Source organism: Spirosoma humi (assembly GCF_054776575.1).
In genome coordinates, this window is record NZ_BAAHBR010000008.1 from 89,467 (window position 1) to 106,741 (window position 17,275).

17 protein-coding genes are annotated in these 17,275 nt (G+C 49.0%); 12 read left to right on the forward strand and 5 right to left on the reverse strand.

Features of this window, described 5'->3' with window-relative positions; all coding sequences use genetic code 11:
- Positions 1-79 precede the first annotated feature (79 nt).
- Complete coding sequence (msrA, locus tag ACYU8Y_RS08895) at positions 80-646, forward strand: peptide-methionine (S)-S-oxide reductase MsrA (RefSeq protein WP_460936307.1); 567 nt, start codon at positions 80-82, stop codon at positions 644-646.
- A 284-nt stretch (positions 647-930) separates the two neighbouring features.
- The gene (locus ACYU8Y_RS08900) at positions 931-1,455 is read left to right on the forward strand and encodes a hypothetical protein (protein WP_460936309.1); all 525 of its coding nucleotides are present in this window, start codon (positions 931-933) and stop codon (positions 1,453-1,455) included.
- Between the two features lie 67 nt (positions 1,456-1,522).
- Here ACYU8Y_RS08900 and ACYU8Y_RS08905 read toward each other — a convergent pair whose 3' ends face one another.
- From ACYU8Y_RS08905 to ACYU8Y_RS08920, 4 genes are all read right to left on the reverse strand, one after another.
- Positions 1,523-3,628 (reverse strand): prolyl oligopeptidase family serine peptidase, encoded by a 2,106-nt coding sequence (locus ACYU8Y_RS08905; protein ID WP_460939003.1) that lies wholly within the window; start codon positions 3,626-3,628, stop codon positions 1,523-1,525.
- 177 nt (positions 3,629-3,805) lie between these two features.
- Complete coding sequence (locus ACYU8Y_RS08910) at positions 3,806-4,348, reverse strand: 3'-5' exonuclease (protein ID WP_460936311.1); 543 nt, start codon at positions 4,346-4,348, stop codon at positions 3,806-3,808.
- Between the two features lie 134 nt (positions 4,349-4,482).
- Positions 4,483-5,994, reverse strand: a complete 1,512-nt coding sequence (locus ACYU8Y_RS08915; protein ID WP_460936313.1) for a S41 family peptidase — start codon at positions 5,992-5,994, stop codon at positions 4,483-4,485.
- Positions 5,995-6,137: 143 nt separating this feature from the next.
- Entirely contained in the window at positions 6,138-6,347 is a 210-nt protein-coding gene (locus tag ACYU8Y_RS08920) for a hypothetical protein (RefSeq protein ID WP_460936315.1), read from the reverse strand.
- A 538-nt stretch (positions 6,348-6,885) separates the two neighbouring features.
- Here ACYU8Y_RS08920 and ACYU8Y_RS08925 point away from each other — a divergent pair.
- The 10 genes from ACYU8Y_RS08925 to ACYU8Y_RS08970 all read left to right on the forward strand — a co-directional run bounded on the left by ACYU8Y_RS08925 (position 6,886) and on the right by ACYU8Y_RS08970 (position 16,843).
- A complete protein-coding gene (locus tag ACYU8Y_RS08925; RefSeq protein ID WP_460936317.1) occupies positions 6,886-7,431 on the forward strand; it encodes a YceD family protein in 546 nt (181 codons plus the stop codon).
- 127 nt (positions 7,432-7,558) lie between these two features.
- Complete coding sequence (gene rpmF / locus ACYU8Y_RS08930) at positions 7,559-7,753, forward strand: 50S ribosomal protein L32 (RefSeq protein ID WP_012929722.1); 195 nt, start codon at positions 7,559-7,561, stop codon at positions 7,751-7,753.
- Positions 7,754-7,900: 147 nt separating this feature from the next.
- A complete protein-coding gene (gene plsX / locus ACYU8Y_RS08935; protein ID WP_460936319.1) occupies positions 7,901-8,842 on the forward strand; it encodes a phosphate acyltransferase PlsX in 942 nt (313 codons plus the stop codon).
- A 102-nt stretch (positions 8,843-8,944) separates the two neighbouring features.
- Positions 8,945-9,928, forward strand: coding sequence for a beta-ketoacyl-ACP synthase III (locus tag ACYU8Y_RS08940; protein WP_460936321.1), 984 nt, complete (start codon positions 8,945-8,947; stop codon positions 9,926-9,928).
- An 89-nt stretch (positions 9,929-10,017) separates the two neighbouring features.
- Positions 10,018-10,581, forward strand: coding sequence for an elongation factor P (gene efp, locus ACYU8Y_RS08945; RefSeq protein WP_460936323.1), 564 nt, complete (start codon positions 10,018-10,020; stop codon positions 10,579-10,581).
- Between the two features lie 93 nt (positions 10,582-10,674).
- Complete coding sequence (accB, locus tag ACYU8Y_RS08950; protein ID WP_460936325.1) at positions 10,675-11,157, forward strand: acetyl-CoA carboxylase biotin carboxyl carrier protein; 483 nt, start codon at positions 10,675-10,677, stop codon at positions 11,155-11,157.
- 85 nt (positions 11,158-11,242) lie between these two features.
- A complete protein-coding gene (gene accC, locus ACYU8Y_RS08955) occupies positions 11,243-12,586 on the forward strand; it encodes an acetyl-CoA carboxylase biotin carboxylase subunit (protein WP_460936327.1) in 1,344 nt (447 codons plus the stop codon).
- Positions 12,587-12,722: 136 nt separating this feature from the next.
- Complete coding sequence (locus tag ACYU8Y_RS08960; RefSeq protein ID WP_460936329.1) at positions 12,723-14,360, forward strand: sodium/sugar symporter; 1,638 nt, start codon at positions 12,723-12,725, stop codon at positions 14,358-14,360.
- Between the two features lie 143 nt (positions 14,361-14,503).
- The gene (locus ACYU8Y_RS08965; protein WP_460936331.1) at positions 14,504-15,358 is read left to right on the forward strand and encodes an inositol oxygenase family protein; all 855 of its coding nucleotides are present in this window, start codon (positions 14,504-14,506) and stop codon (positions 15,356-15,358) included.
- Positions 15,359-15,439: 81 nt separating this feature from the next.
- Positions 15,440-16,843 carry a high affinity choline transporter 1 gene (locus ACYU8Y_RS08970; RefSeq protein WP_460936333.1) on the forward strand — a complete coding sequence of 468 codons (1,404 nt, stop codon included), beginning with the start codon at positions 15,440-15,442 and terminating at the stop codon, positions 16,841-16,843.
- Here the strand turns inward: ACYU8Y_RS08970 and ACYU8Y_RS08975 are convergent.
- Positions 16,812-17,258: a DinB family protein gene (locus tag ACYU8Y_RS08975; RefSeq protein ID WP_460936335.1), complete on the reverse strand. Its 447-nt coding sequence runs from the start codon at positions 17,256-17,258 to the stop codon at positions 16,812-16,814. The genes ACYU8Y_RS08970 and ACYU8Y_RS08975 overlap by 32 nt on opposite strands.
- Positions 17,259-17,275 lie beyond the last annotated feature (17 nt).

Below are 17,275 nucleotides of genomic sequence, written 5' to 3' on the forward strand. Positions count from 1 at the left end.
GAAAAATAACCTAATTAAACCTATAAGGTTTGAGCAACCCTTCGGTAACCCGGCCTGCAGGTTTATAGAAACACGATTTATGACCACAAATCAATCGGCCAATCTGGCCAAAGCGACTTTTGGAACGGGTTGTTTCTGGTGCACAGAAGCTTTGTATGAATCGCTCGACGGTGTCCTTGGCGCTGTCTCTGGCTACGAAGGCGGCCAAAAACCAAATCCAACCTACAAAGAAGTATGTACCGGAACCACGGGCCATGCCGAATGTGTGGAGGTTACGTACGACCCGGCCAAAATTACTTACCCGGAATTGCTGGAGGCCTTCTTCCGTGGGCATGACCCCACGTCGCTTAACCGCCAGGGCGAAGACGTGGGTACGCAATACCGGTCGGTGATTTTTTACCACAATGACGAGCAGAAACAATTAGCCGAAACGGCGAAAGCTGAACTGGACAAGTCAGGTGCGTATGATCGCCCGATTGTGACAGAGATTAGCCCTGCCGAAACCTTTTATGAAGCTGAAGCCTATCATCAGAGCTATTTTGCCAACAATCCTAACCAGGGCTATTGTGCTTTTGTGATTGCACCCAAGCTTGACAAGTTTAGGAAAGTGTTTAAAGAGAAATTGAAGCCGGAAATGGCCAATTAGTAGAATTCTTGCCCATTTAGTACAAACAGAAAGAGACGACCCCGGAGGGGGTCGTCTCTTTCTGTTTGTAGAGATATACTAGTATTAACATAAGACGCCGGATAAAAGTGAACGCTTTATGACAAGTTTTTTACTTCCGTATATACACATAATTCGACAGCATATTAATTTTGCGCTCCCTAAGAGGATATGACCGAATAATAAGTGGGTGTTCTTTTTGCTTGGTGGCCCAAAAGATTCCCACTTACTTTGTCCCGAATTTTAACATAAATCAATTTCGTCACATGAAAAAATTTCACTTTTCTCTTTTACTTGTTCTTGGATTGCTGGCCGGAACGCAGTCGTTTGCACAGCTCGCTGTTGATAAAGGCACCAAATTTATAAACCTCGGTATTGGCGTAGGGGGTTATTCCAGCGTAGGGGGTATAGCTTTTGGGGCCTCTGCTGACTTTGGTGTAGCGCCAAACATTACGGTAGGTGGTCAAGTGGCTTATCGTAGCTTCAATTCTGGTTATCTACAATTTAATGATAAGATCAATTATCTCTATTTTGCCGCTCGTGGTTCTTATCACTTTAATGAACTTTTGAACTTAAGCACTGATAAAGCTGACTTGTATGCTGGTATTGGCTTAGGCTACGAAAGCGTCTCTTATAGCAATAGTATTTACGGAGGTAGCTCGTTTGGTAGCGGTATTTATGTGCCTATTCACTTAGGTGGCCGTTACTTCTTTAGTCCCAAAGTAGGTGGTTTTGCTGAATTAGGAACTGGTATTGCTCCTCTTCAATTAGGTGTAACGTTCAAACTGTAAGTTAACAACGCTTTACAAAAAGGGCCGCCTGAAATTCAGGCGGCCCTTTTTGTTTACAGGAGACAGATTATTTACTCGCCACTTCTTTCAAACTTTTGATTCCCATGTTCCAGAGAATGAACGAGTAGATATCGGCGGCTGTTTCGATGTTCTTTTTGGTATTGCTGGCTCCGTGACCGGAATTCGTATCGATTCGGATTAGTACTGGATTTGTTCCTTTATATAGTTCCTGCAACGTAGCCGCGTATTTGAACGAGTGAGCCGGAACGACCCGGTCGTCGTGGTCGGCGGTGGTGATCAGCGTGGCCGGGTAGTCAATGCCGGGCTTAATGTTGTGAAGGGGAGAGTACGCATAAAGCGCCTTAAACTCGTCAGCGTTGTCGCTGCTGCCGTAGTCGGCAATCCAGTTCCAGCCGATCGTGAATTTGTGGAATCGCAGCATATCCATAACGCCCACCTGCGGAATCGCTACCCGGAATAAGTCGGGGCGCTGGTTCATAACCGCGCCAACCAACAAGCCGCCATTCGATCCGCCCTGAACGGCAAGTTTGGCCGGACTTGTATATTTCTGCGCAATCAGGTATTCGGCTGCGGCAATGAAATCGTCGAACACATTCTGCTTCTTGAGTTTCATGCCCTGCTCGTGCCATTTTTCGCCGTATTCGCTGCCGCCCCGCAAATTGGCCTGTGCATACACACCGCCCTGCTCCAGAAACGGAATTCGAAACGGGCTGAACGAAGGAGGAAGGCTAACGTTGAACCCGCCGTATCCGTACAGAAGTGTTGGATTGGAGCCGTCGAGTTTTAAGCCTTTACGGTAGGTCAAAAACATAGGTACTTTCGTGCCGTCTTTGCTGGCATAAAATACTTGTTTCGTTTCGTAGTCTGATGGGTTAAAATCTACCTCGGGCGCGCGGAAAACGGTGCTCTTGTGCGTCGCAATGTCGTACCGGTAAATAGTTGGCGGGAAGGTGAAGGATGTAAACGTGTAGAAAACAAACTTATCATCCTTTTCACCGCCGAAGCCACCTGCCGAGCCGATGGCAGGTAACTTAACTTCACCTTCTGACTTTCCGGCATAGGTAAAGACCTCGATTTTTGAGGTAACGTCTTTCGCGTATTCAACAAATAGTTTACCCCCGGCAGCGCTGACACTTCCTTCGGCAATAGGCTCGGGTTTTTCGGGAATCAAAGTCGAGAAAGCCTTCTTTTTCGTATCGAATGCAATGACTTTGCTGTTAGGGGCTTTCTCGTTCGTTAAAATCAGAAGCCGGTCGCCGTCATTATCGACCACGCCGTAACTGAAGTTGGTAATCTCTGCCACGACTGGAGCAAACGTTTTTCGAGCAGAAGTGGCGTCTAGGAACAGCAGCGAGTTACCGTCTTTTCCCTGGCCCCGGTCGCTGATGGATAATAGGGCGAAGCGCTCATCATCGGTCGTACTGACGATGTGGAAGCGCTGCGGGTGTTCAGCATCTTCGTATACCAGTCGGTCGGCCGATTGGGGCGTATTCAGCTTGTGAAAGAAAACCTGGTGGTTTTCGTTTTTTGCCGCCAACGCGCTGCCTTCGGGTTTGGGATACCGGCTATAATAGAAACCATCGCCCTGCCAGGCCGCTCCCGAGATTTTTACCCATTCGATTTTGTCGGGCAAGTAGGTCTTGGTCGTCAGGTCCATAACCTGGTATTCCTGCCAGTCGGAGCCTCCTTTCGACAACCCAACAACGGCATGTTTACCATCTTTCGAGAGCGAAAAAGCACCCAGACGAGTGGTGCCGTCGGCGGATAATTTATTCGGATCAATGACTACTTCGGGTTTGCCATCGAGTCCTTTCTGACGGTATAAAACGGCCTGATTCTGCAAGCCGTCGTTCTTCGAGAAATAGAACCAGTCTCCTTTTCGGCTGGGTGCCGAATATTTCGGGTAATTATAGACCTGTTCTAGCCGGTCCTGAAATTGTTTCCGGTAAGGAATTTGGGCCAGGTAATCAAACGTGACTTTATTTTCAGCTTTTACCCAGTCGGCTGTTTCGGGAGAGCGGTCATCCTCCAGCCAGCGATACGGGTCGGCGACCTGCGTACCATGGTACTGATCGACCTGGTCGGTTTTCCGGGCTACAGGGTATTTTATGGGGTTTGCTGACTGACCCAATGCGACAGATGAACTCAACATAAAAGATAAACGGATGAAGGTAGAAACGCGCATACGTTGATGATGATTAAGGCGAAGACGAAATGTATAACTAGTTACGGCGGGGAGCCTGAAAAACCAAATAACCAGCAATGGGTCGCTCAAGCCAGTCAGGAAGTGCCTGGCACAGGTAGTCCACACCGTTAGCCGAATAAAGGACTAACGGGTATATTCGATAAGAGGACTAATGCGGGGAATCAGGCCCTGGGAGTCAGTACGTAACAGCATCTCAAACAGCAGGACTGTTGCGGCCGCGTCTCCCTGGGCGCGGTGGCGTCCGTTCAACGGAATGTCGAGGGAGCGGCAAAGCTTGCCTAAGCTATAAGAAGGGTGCCCCGGCAACAACTTGCGGCTCGTCCGAACGGTGCACAGTGTGCGCCGTAAATAGTCGTGACCCAACCAGTTCAACTCTTTCTGGATAAAGCCAAAGTCGAAGCCAACATTATGGGCGACGAAGATAGCATCCTTCGTGATGTTCAGGACATCATTGGCGACCTCGGCAAACGTAGGCGCGTTCTGGACCATCTCATTGGAGATGCCCGTTAAATGCCGGATAAATGGGGGGATCGGACATTCCGGATTTAGCAGGGAGTGAAACGAATCAACAACCTGCTGCCCGTCGTGGCGGAAAATGGCAATTTCAGTAAGTCGGGTTGGGCCTTTTACACCACCCGTTGTTTCAACGTCAACGATGCAATACACATAGAGAAAGTTTACGGCCGTAGCTTGACTGCTTCAGTACCTGATTCGCTACTGCCTCAACAGGAAGTGGCTTATGGTTTATGTAGCACTGAACGTTGTCGACAATGAACCGAATACAGGATAAAGGTACGATTTTACCGCGAAGCCTGCAATGCCCGGTTTCGAATTGGCTGTTTGTCAACGCCCGGACGAATCACAACACCCTCCCGAATGAGCCGAAGGGTGTAATCCAAGATATAATCCCGATTGTTCATCAGGTCATCGAAGCTGCGGGTAACAATAAAGTCAGGTTCGACGGTGAAGCCATTGGCCCGTTCGGTTTCAACGGCATGCGTCAGTTTTTTGAGCGGAATGCGCACCTGAAGCCTGGAATTTGGCAGGGTTATCGTTTTAAAATGCCCCGCAAAGTCGCCCCAGTAGGCACTACCGCTCGCTTCGCCGACATAAGTACCCAAACCGGCATCGAGTGTTTTGGCCAGCACGGTTGTGGTGGCTGAAAACGACGCGCCATTTACCAGAAAGTATAAATTGCCGGCAAAGGAATCCCGCTGCCGGGGCCGATAACGTCGGTTGGCCGAACGACTGGAAAACCCACCGTTGTTGTCGGTTCGGTATTGCAGGCTAAAATTTAGCGCCGAAAACGGATTCCAGCGGGTAACGAGTTCAGTGCGGGCAGCCCGTTTCATTTCTTCATGGTTCATGATTCGAAAGGGCTTGGGCATCCAGTAGCGTAGCAAACGGGCAGAGTTGACCACAATGCCCCCACCGTTTCCCTGCATATCGATCACCAGATTCTGTACATTTTCCTGACGTATTTGCTTGAATGCCCGCTTTAGTCGCCGGTTGAAGCCCCATTGAAACAGGTCTTTTTTCTTGGTGCCCATGAAAGTCGATACGCGCAGTACGGCCGTATGGGTGAGTGTATCCACCATACGTACCGACAGATTGGGGCGTCTGTCAAGCTCAACACCATATCGGCGCTGGATCCTGCCCCGGAAACTATCCAGCGTCAGGCAGCGTAAACGCGCTTGCCGAACGAGCGTATCGGCAGTCAGTCGATACGTGATCTGAACAGAGTCGGCCGAACCAAACCAGGCTGCATAATAGTCGGCAAACTGGACCATACTCCACTGTCTTCGCCCGGTGAGGTTATCGCCATCGGAGCCGGAGTGATCGGCATTCATCAGTTCACGATGCACATCAGCCACTGGCCGACCATTGATGGTCAGTAGTTCGGTACCCCGCAACAGAGTCGTATCGGAGGATACATTATGGCTAATGAAATACTGGGATTCGACCAGTCGAATATAAAATGGCAGGAACCGGGTGTTCGTGCCAATGTAATTTTTGCGGTGGTTCAGGTTGGTGTGTCCATCTTTAATGGCGGCCACCAGCGGGCTGACATGATGGTAAAACGATAGGTAGTCGGTTGGGGAATTCAGGTGGTTATACAATGAATCGTATAACTGTTCCATCCGGGCCTGGGGCGTATAATAACCCATGCCTGGATGGAGCAAATCGAGTTTCCGTTTGAGGTAGCTTAAATCAGCACGGGTCTGAGCAGGTGTGAGCACCTGGGCCAACGAAATCTGGTAACTTAAGCTAATAAATAAACTTACTAGACGCAGTGTTTCCTTAATCTTCATCGTTTCACGTTACGGTAGGAATTACCCCTATAGGGTTTCCATTAATTCGTTCCGTGAATATAAAGTTTAGGGTAACTATAATCAACAAAAAATGTTTAATACTTTATTAAAATTTTGTTGTAGATCGGTTTGACGGCTTATTTCTAATCGTCTTTCCGATGTGGAATCACCGTCCAGTGCTTCACGCCGGATAGGTGATCAGCCACTATTGCCGCAGCAACTTCTTCTAAATTTTCTTCATTCGTGCTGAAAAACAAGCTTTTAGGTTGACCCTCGGTCTCGGTTGTTCGCACCTCATAATACTCGTTGTGGTGTTCGATTGCGTGTTTCTCGACAAGCTGGTATTGTGCCATAGTAGTAAACTGGTTTGGTAACGATAACTCTTGATTTGAAAGATGGTTAGCCAAGAACCACAATTAATATGGCTCCTGCAACCATACTAATTGCTCCAATCAGCTTTCGCATACTATTTCCTTCGTTAAAAAAGCAATAACCGTAAAGCTCATCGGCCAGCGCTAGCTCTGAAATAAAGCCAGTGCATAGCCCGGCATGACTAATCCGTGAGTTACCATCAAAGAGATAGCCCCACCCGTTATGTCAGTTGTTTCTAAAATACATTTAGGAATTAACTGAATACGATACGGATCAGAACCGCTAGCGAAAGACAGGTAGGCGAGATAAAAGCATAGGTGAAAACGTATGTAAACCCGACTACCTCGCTTGCCAGAAGGCCAGCCTGACGGAATTGTACCGAAGCTAGTGCCGAATTTGGCGCGTTCATTCAAATAGTAAGACGCTTTTTTTTGCGCAGCACTTTCCTGATTAACAAACGTTTCGTACCTTTGCGGTCTTATTTTTTGGCCGGGCTAACCGGAGAGGAGGAGATACGAGGTGAACACATTACGCGCATACGATATCAACATCGTTGGCCTTGACAATAAACGCTACGAGTACGATTTCACGTCGGACAGTTCGTTCTTTGCCGCGCTTGATCAGGAATTGATCAAAACGGGAAACGTTGAGACGCATGTAGTGCTCGAAAAGTCGGAAACGATGATTCGGCTGGACTTCCATATTGTCGGTACGGTTGAGCAAACCTGCGATCGTAGCCTCGACGAATACGACGAGCCGGTCGATACGAGGCAAACAATGTTGCTGAAATTTGGCGACCATAATGAAGAGTTAAGTGACGAGATCGAACTCATTGAACGGAATACGGCGACTATCAATGTAGCGCGGTATATTTTTGAGTTTCTGAGCCTGTCGCTGCCGATGAAGCGGCTTCATCCCCGCTTCCGGGACGAGGATGATCAGGACGACGAGCAGGAAGTAAAGCTCATCTATAGCTCCAGTGATGAAGCAAATGATGATGAAGCAAACGGCCAGCCAGAAATTGATCCTCGCTGGGCGGCTTTGCGAAAACTAAGTGACAACTAATATTAGTTGTAGAGTAACAAGGTTGTAAAACGGCTCGCCGTGGTGGTTATTCAGGTAATAACGCCTATGCAATCTGCCAACTCGAAAACTAGGTGACTATATAACTTTATAACTATAAGACTGAATCATGGCACACCCCAAACGACGCCACTCCAGCACCCGGCGCGATAAGCGCAGAACGCACTACAAGGCTACGCCTGTTGCGCTGTCAACCGACGCCCAGACTGGCGAAGTACACGAGCGTCATCACGCCCACGTTTTTGAAGGCAACCTGTTCTACAAAGGGCAAATGATCATTGAGAATTACGCAAAAACAGCCTAAATCTCATTTATTTTTGAAAAGTATTTCGTTGACGTCTTTCCGAAGATGAACGCGAAATACTTTTTTATTGCCAGCCACCTCCCTATTTTTACGCGTATTTAGTTTGAAAACCAGCCTAACTGGGGAGATATTGAACAAACGGAGTCAATGAAAATTGCAGTGGACGCAATGGGTGGCGATTTTGCTCCCGACGCTATCGTGGAAGGAGTATTGATGGCCGCTGCTGAATTGCCAGAAGATATAACGGTTGTCCTGATTGGCAGGGAGGCTATTGTGCAGGAATTAATCCAGAAGCACAAGCCATATCCAGTCGCCAATATCGAATTGGTAAACGCCGACGATGTTATTGAAATGAGTGAGCATCCTACCAAGGCGCTCTCGCAGAAGCCCAATTCCAGCATCGGGGTTGGGTTTAAACTTTTGAAGGATGGTAAGGTTCAGGCGTTTTGTAGTGCGGGAAATACCGGCGCTATGCACGTAGGAGCCTTGTTTAGTATAAAAGCAATTGAGGGTATTTTGCGACCCTGTATTGCCGGTTTTGTTCCACAACTTACGGGTGGTTATGCGGTTATGCTCGACATTGGCGCCAATGCCGACTGCAAACCCGAAATGCTGGCTCAGTTCGGGCATATTGGCTCTATCTACGCCCAATCGACGTTTAACATCGCTAAACCGCGTGTAGCGCTGATGAATATCGGCTCAGAAGAGCAAAAAGGATCATTGGTTGCCCAGGCGGCACACCAACTCCTGAAAGACAATAATCGGATTAACTTTGTGGGCAATATGGAAGGAGGAGACTTCTTCGCTGGTCATGCCGACGTTATCATTACGGATGGCTTTACGGGCAATGCCATGTTTAAACTGGGTGAGTCATTCTATAATGTGGCCGCGCAGCGAGGCTTAAGCGATGAGTTTCTGGACAAAACCAATTACGAGTCGGTTGGGGGAAGTCCAATTCTGGGAGTCAACGGCAACGTAATTATTGCCCACGGTATTTCATCGCCGTTAGCGATCAAAAATATGATCAATCTGGCTATTCGGCAGGTTGAGTCCGACGCATACACTAAAATTGCACAGGCACTCAGTTGAGCGGTTAAGCGTATCGGTGAATAGTAAGCAGGTTTTTATCTGTCAGAATCCACTGATGCCTGTTCACCGGCTACTGTTTACTGATAACTGTTCTATCATCCTATGAGTAAAGCTGCCATAACTGGAGTTCATGGTTATGTTCCCGATTACGTGCTGACCAATGCCGAATTGGAGCGTATGGTGGATACAAACGATGAATGGATTACGAGCCGTACGGGTATCAAAGAACGGCATATTTTAAAAGGCGAGGGCATGGGCTCGTCGCACATGGGGGCAAAAGCCGTGGCAGGTTTGCTCGAAAAATTAACTATTAAGCCTGAAGAGGTCGATTTGCTGATTTGCGCGACGACTACACCTGATTTCGTTTTTCCCTGTACCGCCAATTTGATTTGCGATATGGTGGGCATTCGCAATGTCGGGAGTTTTGATATTCAGGCGGCTTGTTCTGGTTTTCTATACGCCATTACGGTGGGTTCGCAATTCATCGAAACGGGTAAGTACAAAAAAGTAGTTATCGTTGGAGCCGACAAGATGTCGGCCATCACCGATTATACCGATCGAACAACCTGTGTTTTATTTGGCGATGGAGCCGGGGCCGTTATGCTCGAACCCAATACCGAAGGACTTGGTATTCTGGATACCATAATCAAGTCGGATGGTGTAGGGCAAAATCATCTTTTTCAGAAAGCGGGCGGTAGTCGCTATCCACCCACGCACGAGACTGTCGAAAAACGTTGGCATTACGTTTATCAGGATGGCCCATCGGTATTCAAGTTTGCCGTGAAAAACATGGCCGACGTATCGGCGGAGATTATGGAACGCAATCAGCTTACCGGCAGTGATGTGGCGTGGCTGGTGCCGCATCAGGCCAACAAGCGCATTATCGACGCTACGGCGCATCGAATGGGTATTCAAACCGATAAGGTTATGATGAATATTCATCGGTATGGTAACACGACGGCTGCCACGATACCACTTTGCCTGTTCGATTATGAATCGCAGCTGAAAAAAGGCGATAATCTGGTATTGGCTGCCTTCGGTGGTGGCTTTACGTGGGGAGCCGCTTATGTAAAATGGGCGTATTAATTTAACTGTATGCGCTATGGTAGCGGTTATAGGCTTTAAAAGGCAAACCAGTTCCTATACCATACATCGTATATTATATATTTTTCAACATGGCAACGACCGCAGATATCCGTAATGGATTGGTTCTTAATTACAACAACGACCTTTTTCAAATCACTGAATTTCAACACGTAAAACCGGGAAAAGGCGCGGCTTTCGTACGGACTAAACTGAAAAGCCTGACAACGGGCCGGGTAATCGATAATACGTTCAACTCTGGCGCAACGATTTACCCGGTACGGGTTGAGCGTCGGAAATTCCAATACCTTTACAAAGACGAATCGGGCTATAACTTTATGGACCAGGAATCGTTCGATCAGATAAACCTGGACGAAAAAATCGTGGAAGGGGCCGATTTGATGAAAGAAGGACAGGAAGTAGAAATTCTAATTAACGCCGACAGCGATACGCCCCTCTCGTGCGAATTACCTCCTTTCGTTGAGCTGGAAGTGACGTACGCTGAGCCAGGGATTAAAGGTGATACGGCCAACAGCCCCAAGAAGCGGGTAGAAGTAGAGTCGGGCGCAAAAATTATGGTACCTCTCTTTATTGAATCAGGTCAAAAAATCCGGGTCGATACACGCACCCGTGATTATGTAGAACGAGTGAAATAAGTTTGACTGGTGAAGTGTACATGACGGATAAGCCAGTGCCTGTTCATCATCCCCAATTCATCATCGCTCCAGCACCCGTTATCATCAAAAACTATGAATACAAAAGACATACAGCAGCTCATCGACTTCATCTCGCAATCGGGTTTAGACGAAGTCAACATCGAAACGACTGATCTGAAAATCAGCGTTAAGCGCTATGGAGCCGGTGCGCCGGCCGCTACCCCGGCACCGGCCGCTCCTGTGGCTCAGGCACCCGCTGCGCAGCCACAGGCAGTTGCTGTACCGGCCGCTCCGGTCGCGGTACCGGCAGCCGCCCCCCAGGCTGATACGTCAAACTACATTACCATCAAATCGCCGATGATCGGAACGTTCTACCGCTCGGCTAATCCCGACTCGCCGATGTTCGTTGAAGTAGGCGACAGTGTGACCGAAGGTAAAGTGGTTTGTATTATCGAAGCCATGAAGCTGTTCAACGAAATCGAGTCGGAAGTATCGGGTCGTATTGTGAAGATTCTCGTTGAGAACGCTACACCAGTCGAATACGATCAACCGCTATTTTTGGTAGAACCCATTTAATTTAAAGAGCGAAAGATAGAAAGAGCGAAAGCCTGGTTCCTGCCATGTTCGCTCTTTCTATCTTTCGCTCTTTTGCTCTTTAATCATGTTCAAAAAAATCTTAATCGCCAATCGGGGAGAGATCGCCCTGCGTATCATTCGGACGTGTCGCGAAATGGGTATCAAGACGGTAGCCGTTTATTCGACCGCCGACCGCGATAGCCTGCATGTGCGTTTCGCCGATGAGGCCGTTTGCATTGGCCCACCCATCAGCAAACAATCTTACTTAAGTATTCCAAGTATTATTTCGGCCGCCGAAGTAACGGGTGCCGATGCCATTCACCCCGGCTACGGGTTTCTGTCCGAGAATGCGGAGTTCTCGCAAATCTGCACCGACTACGGGATTAAATTTATTGGTGCCACTGCCGAGCAGATTAACGGAATGGGCGATAAAGCAACGGCTAAAGCTACCATGCGGGCCGCTGGTGTTCCCGTGATTCCGGGTTCGGAAGGGCTGCTGGAGTCTGTTGAGCAGGGTAAAAAATTATCGGCAGGCATGGGCTATCCGGTCATTGTCAAAGCTACCGCTGGTGGCGGTGGTCGCGGAATGCGCATTGTTCGGTCAGAGGACGAGTTTGAAAAAGCCTGGAATGACGCCCGCACCGAAGCCGGAGCGGCCTTTGGTAACGATGGGCTTTATCTGGAAAAATTCGTTGAAGAGCCGCGCCATATCGAAATTCAGATTGTAGGGGATCAGTATGGCAAAGTTTGCCACTTGTCAGAGAGGGATTGTTCCATCCAGCGTCGGCACCAGAAGCTGATTGAAGAAACGCCATCGCCCATTGTTTCGCCCGAATTGCGCGAGCGGATGGGCGAAGCGGCTATTAAAGGGGCGCAGGCCATCGGGTACGAAGGTGCCGGAACGGTTGAGTTTCTGGTGGACAAGCACGGGGATTTCTATTTCATGGAGATGAATACCCGGATTCAGGTAGAGCACCCGATAACGGAAGAGGTAACGGATTTCGACCTGATCAAAGAGCAGATAAAGGTGGCTGCCGGGGCCGAAATTTCGGGCCGCAATTACACCCCCAAACTCTACGCCATGGAGTGTCGGATCAATGCCGAGGATCCAGCAAACGGTTTCCGGCCGTCGCCGGGCAAAATTACCAATTTGCATTTCCCCGGTGGGCACGGCGTTCGGATCGACAGTCATGTATACAGCGGGTATACCATTCCGCCCAACTATGATTCCATGATTGCCAAACTGATCGTATCGGGGCAATCGCGGGAAGAAGTTATCACCCGGATGAAGCGGGCACTCCAGGAGTTTGTCATTGAAGGAATTAAAACGACGATTCCTTTTCATATCAAACTGATGGATGATGCTACCTTCCGCTCCGGTCAGTTTACGACGGCTTTCCTGGAAACCTTCGATTTCAGTAAAATATAATGAATAGGGCGCGGGAGCAAACCGCGCCTTTCTTTTAATAATTTAGCTTACAAGTACGGGTTTAACTCGTGTTACATTAAAAAAACGGGGTGTCTTGCTTTAGTGACAAGACACCCCGTTTGCTTATACTTACCGCATGAATCACCTCGCTACGGCCGATTACGTTGTTTTTTTCGTCTACTTCATTATCGTTGTTGGGTATGGGTATTGGGTTTATCGGCGGAAGCGCCAGGCTCAAATGAACACGACCGACTTTTTTTTGGCCGAAGGGTCGCTAACCTGGTGGGCCATTGGTGCTTCGCTGATTGCGTCTAATATATCGGCAGAGCATTTCATCGGTATGGCGGGTTCGGGTTTCGCGATGGGGCTGGCTATATCGTCTTATGAGTGGTTTGCGGCCGCTACGCTGATTCTTGTGGCCGTATTTTTCATCCCTATTTATCTTCGAAATCACATTTATACCATGCCGCAGTTTCTGGCGCAGCGGTATAGTGACACCGTCAGTACCATTCTTGCGGTATTCTGGCTGGTCGTTTATGTACTGGTCAACCTTACGTCGATCCTGTATCTGGGCGCAATTGCCATTGAGTCACTGGTCGGTATATCCTTCACGACCTGCACGATCGGGTTGGCCCTGTTTGCCATTTTTATTACGCTCGGGGGCATGAAAGTAATTGGCTATACTGATGTTATTCAGGTAGTTGTTCTGATTTTTGGCGGACTGGTCGTTACGTATTTAGCCTTACAGCTGGTTGCGCAGCAGACGGGTTCGGCGGGCGTCTGGAACGGATTGCTGTCTATTCATAAACAGGCCGATAGCCACTTTCACATGTTTCTCCCAAAAGGACATCCGCATTATGACGTATTGCCGGGCATGGCCCTGGTAACGGGCGGCATGTGGATCAACAACCTTTCGTATTGGGGCTGTAATCAATATATTGTTCAGCGGGCGTTGGGGGCCGATCTTAAGACCGCTCGCTCGGGTATTCTGTTTGCCGCCTTTCTGAAATTATTGATTCCTGTCATCGTGGTTATTCCCGGTATTGCAGCCTTTGTGTTGTACCAGAGCGGCCCCTTTCGCGACGCCATGACGGATGCCGCAGGCGTGGTCAAACCCGATCATGCCTATCCTGTTTTGATGAATCTGTTGCCTGTTGGGATGAAAGGGCTGGCCTTTGCCGCGCTGACGGCAGCCGTGGTGGCGTCGCTGGCTGGAAAATGTAATTCGATTTCTACAATTTTTACGCTCGACCTGTATAAAAAATACGTCGACAAATCGGCATCGGAACAAAAACTGGTAAACGTTGGTCGCTGGGCCATCATTGGGTCCTTTGGCGTGGCCATTTTGCTGGCGCCTATGCTCCGTTCGCTCGATCAGGTATACCAGTATATTCAGGAATACACCAATTTTATCACGCCAGGGGTGTTCGCCATTTTCCTGCTTGGTTTCTTCTGGAAACGGGCTACGAACCGGGCTGCCATGACCGTGGCTATTCTGACCATTCCTTTGTCGACCCTGCTTAAGTTCTGGCCTGAAGTGATGGGCCTGTTCGACGTTCAGGTTGATTCCATTCCGTTTCTGCACCGGACAACCCTGGTTTTTTGCATCGACATGGTGCTTATGGTGGTTGTGTCGCTCACCGATCCGGCGGGGTATGCAACGGGGAAAAGTATTGAGGTGGATACGAGTCTGTTCCGGGTGACCCCGTCCTTTGTAGCTGGATCGGTCGGAATTTTTGCCGTTCTGGCGGTTCTGTACACCATGTTCTGGTAACGCTAATTCAGGTCATTTTAAATGAGTAAATAGACCTGTCCGATAGTCTCTGGCTCAGTGAGTAGATTGCCCGATAACTTTTGCACTATATCGCTGGTTAACAGCAAGAAATTTATAAATTTGCCTCCTAACTTTATTTGGCTATGATGAGTGAAACCGCCCCCCTTGCCAGCCTCGATCAGTGGGAAGACGATGTACTGAGCCGCTACCCTGAACCTGAGCATAAGTCGAAAGAAGATTACCGGAACTACGATTCGCCAGCGCGCGATACGGTACGGGAATTTTACCGCCTGAATCACACGTACCAGACGTATGATTTTGTCCAGGAAAAAGAGCGTGAGTTCCTGGCCTTCGACAAAAAGGAATTACCCGTTTGGGGGGCAATGGAGTTTTTGAATACCCTGGTAGATGACTCAGATCCAGATACTGATCTTGACCAGCTTCAGCACCTTCTTCAAACAGCCGAAGCCATCCGGGCCGACGGTCATCCCGACTGGTTCGTGCTGACAGGATTCGTGCACGATATGGGTAAAGTGTTGTGTCTCTTCGGCGAGCCGCAGTGGGCCGTTGTTGGCGACACATTCCCCGTTGGCTGCAAGCACTCTGACAAGATTGTTTATTCCGAATATTTTGTCAATAATCCGGATGCGCACGATGCTCGCTACAACACGAAGTATGGTGTTTACGAGCCTAATTGCGGGCTTCGCAACGTGCACATGTCGTGGGGGCACGACGAATACCTGTACCAGATTATGAAGGACTATATGCCCGAACCGGCTTTGTATATGATGCGGTACCACTCGTTTTATTCGCAACACCGGGAAGGTGCGTACGATCACTTGATGGATGCCCATGACCATGAGATGTTCAAGTGGGTCAATAAATTTAACCCATACGATCTGTATTCGAAAAGTCCGAAACCACCCGTCGTCAGTGAATTGAAGCCTTATTACGAGGATTTGATCGCCAAATATTTACCCGCTACGCTTCGGCTGTAATTTTCTTTCAAGCACAAAGACACGGAGTCCACAGATGTAAAGCCCTGTGGACTCCGTGTCTTTGTGTATACCCCTTTGCTTATGCTCCTGCTCTTCATTTCCCTGTATCTATTATCCAACGTAGCGGTTGGCGTATGGGCCGCCCGGCGTGTAACAACCTCGCAGGATTTTGTCCTGGCGGGGCGCCGGTTGCCGCTTATGCTGGCGGCTTCGGTCACATTTGCGACCTGGTTTGGCTCGGAGACAATCATGGGAGCACCCGCTATGTTCGTTGAGGGTGGTTTTCTGGCCGTCATCGAGGAGCCATTTGGATCGTCTCTATGCCTATTTCTGGTAGGCGCTTTCTTTGCCCGGCCGCTTTATCGGCTCAACATCACGACATTTTGTGATTATTTCCGGATTCGATTCGGCCGGTCGGCCGAGTTGTTATCGGCAATTATGGTAATACCGTCCTATTTTAGCTGGATTTCGGCCCAACTGGTAGCCATCGGCATCGTGTTGAGTGTAGTGACGGATATTCCACGCGAATACTGCATTGTGGGTAGTGCCGCTGTTGTTATGGCCTACACATTGCTCGGGGGAATGTGGTCTATTTCGGTAACCGATTTCTTTCATAACCTGATTATCATTCTGGCGCTGGCGGTTCTGGGCGTTCTGCTCTGGCGCGAGGTGGGCGGTTGGGAAACTATCCAAAAACGGACGCCCGCAGGCTTTTTTCGATTTCTTCCCCAATCGACGACTAAAGATTGGCTGGCCTACATAGCCGCCTGGATAACCATCGGACTCGGTTCCATTCCCCAGCAGGATGTCTTTCAACGGGTCATGGCAGCCAAGACCGAGAAAACAGCTGTTCGGGCTTCGTTCCTGGCATCGGGTATGTACCTGACCGTAGCTCTGTTGCCCTTGTTCATTGCGCTAAGTGCTAAGTTGCTTCATCCCGATTTGCCAAGAGACAATCAACTGATCATCCCTAACATGGTTATGCGGCATGGAAGTCTGCCGTTACAGGTCTTGTTTTTTGGTGCCGTTACATCGGCTATATTGAGTGTGTCAAGTGGAGCGATACTGGCACCCGCAACCGTTTTTGGGGAGAATGTGATGAAGTTTTTTCGACCTGACATCAGTGATCAGGGGTTGCTGAAAACCATCCGATGGGTTGTCGTACTCATTACCATCATCTGCGTGGGGATGAGCATTACCCGCGACGCCAATATTTTCGACCTTGTCGGTGAATCATCCGCCTTCAGTCTGGTTTCGTTATTTATCCCCTTAACGGCGGGTATCTACTGGAAACGCGCCAACCTGACAGGGTGCCTGTGGTCGATGCTTGTTGGCTTCGGCGTCTGGCTTATCTGTCTGTGGCTGGATACGGCCTATTCGCCAATGCTGTGGGGTTTACTGGCCAGCACGATAGCCATGATTCTCGGCAGCTTACTGAGTCGTTCTACCCCAATTACGCATCCAGCAACCGTCGATGGTAATTGATCTGGCCAAGATGATACGTCAAGTGTGTAGTCAGATGTACCAGAAAGTAACCGGTTGACGTTTTCTCATCAAAAACCAGCGTCGGGTATTCTTCATCAAGCTGTGCTTCCGTCAGCATGTTTAGCGCGTCATCGACAACGGCCATGGTGTCGTCGATTTTCTTCAGAAGCTCCCCTTTGGGAATGCCCTTGAGCGAAAATTCCAGTTCCCGATTTCGTACGTAGCCAGTTTTGCCAATCTCCGCGCCCAGATACGTATTCAGATTGCCAACCAGATGCAGGCAGAGATTTCCCGCTGAGTTGGCAATACTCCGCTCGGTATGCCAGATCAGGTCCTCGTTTTTGTACTGGTTAATCTCGTGGCTTAACTTTTTGAGATCTCGGCGAAATAGCGTTCTTATTGTTTGAATAAGCATACCTGATGGTGGTTATT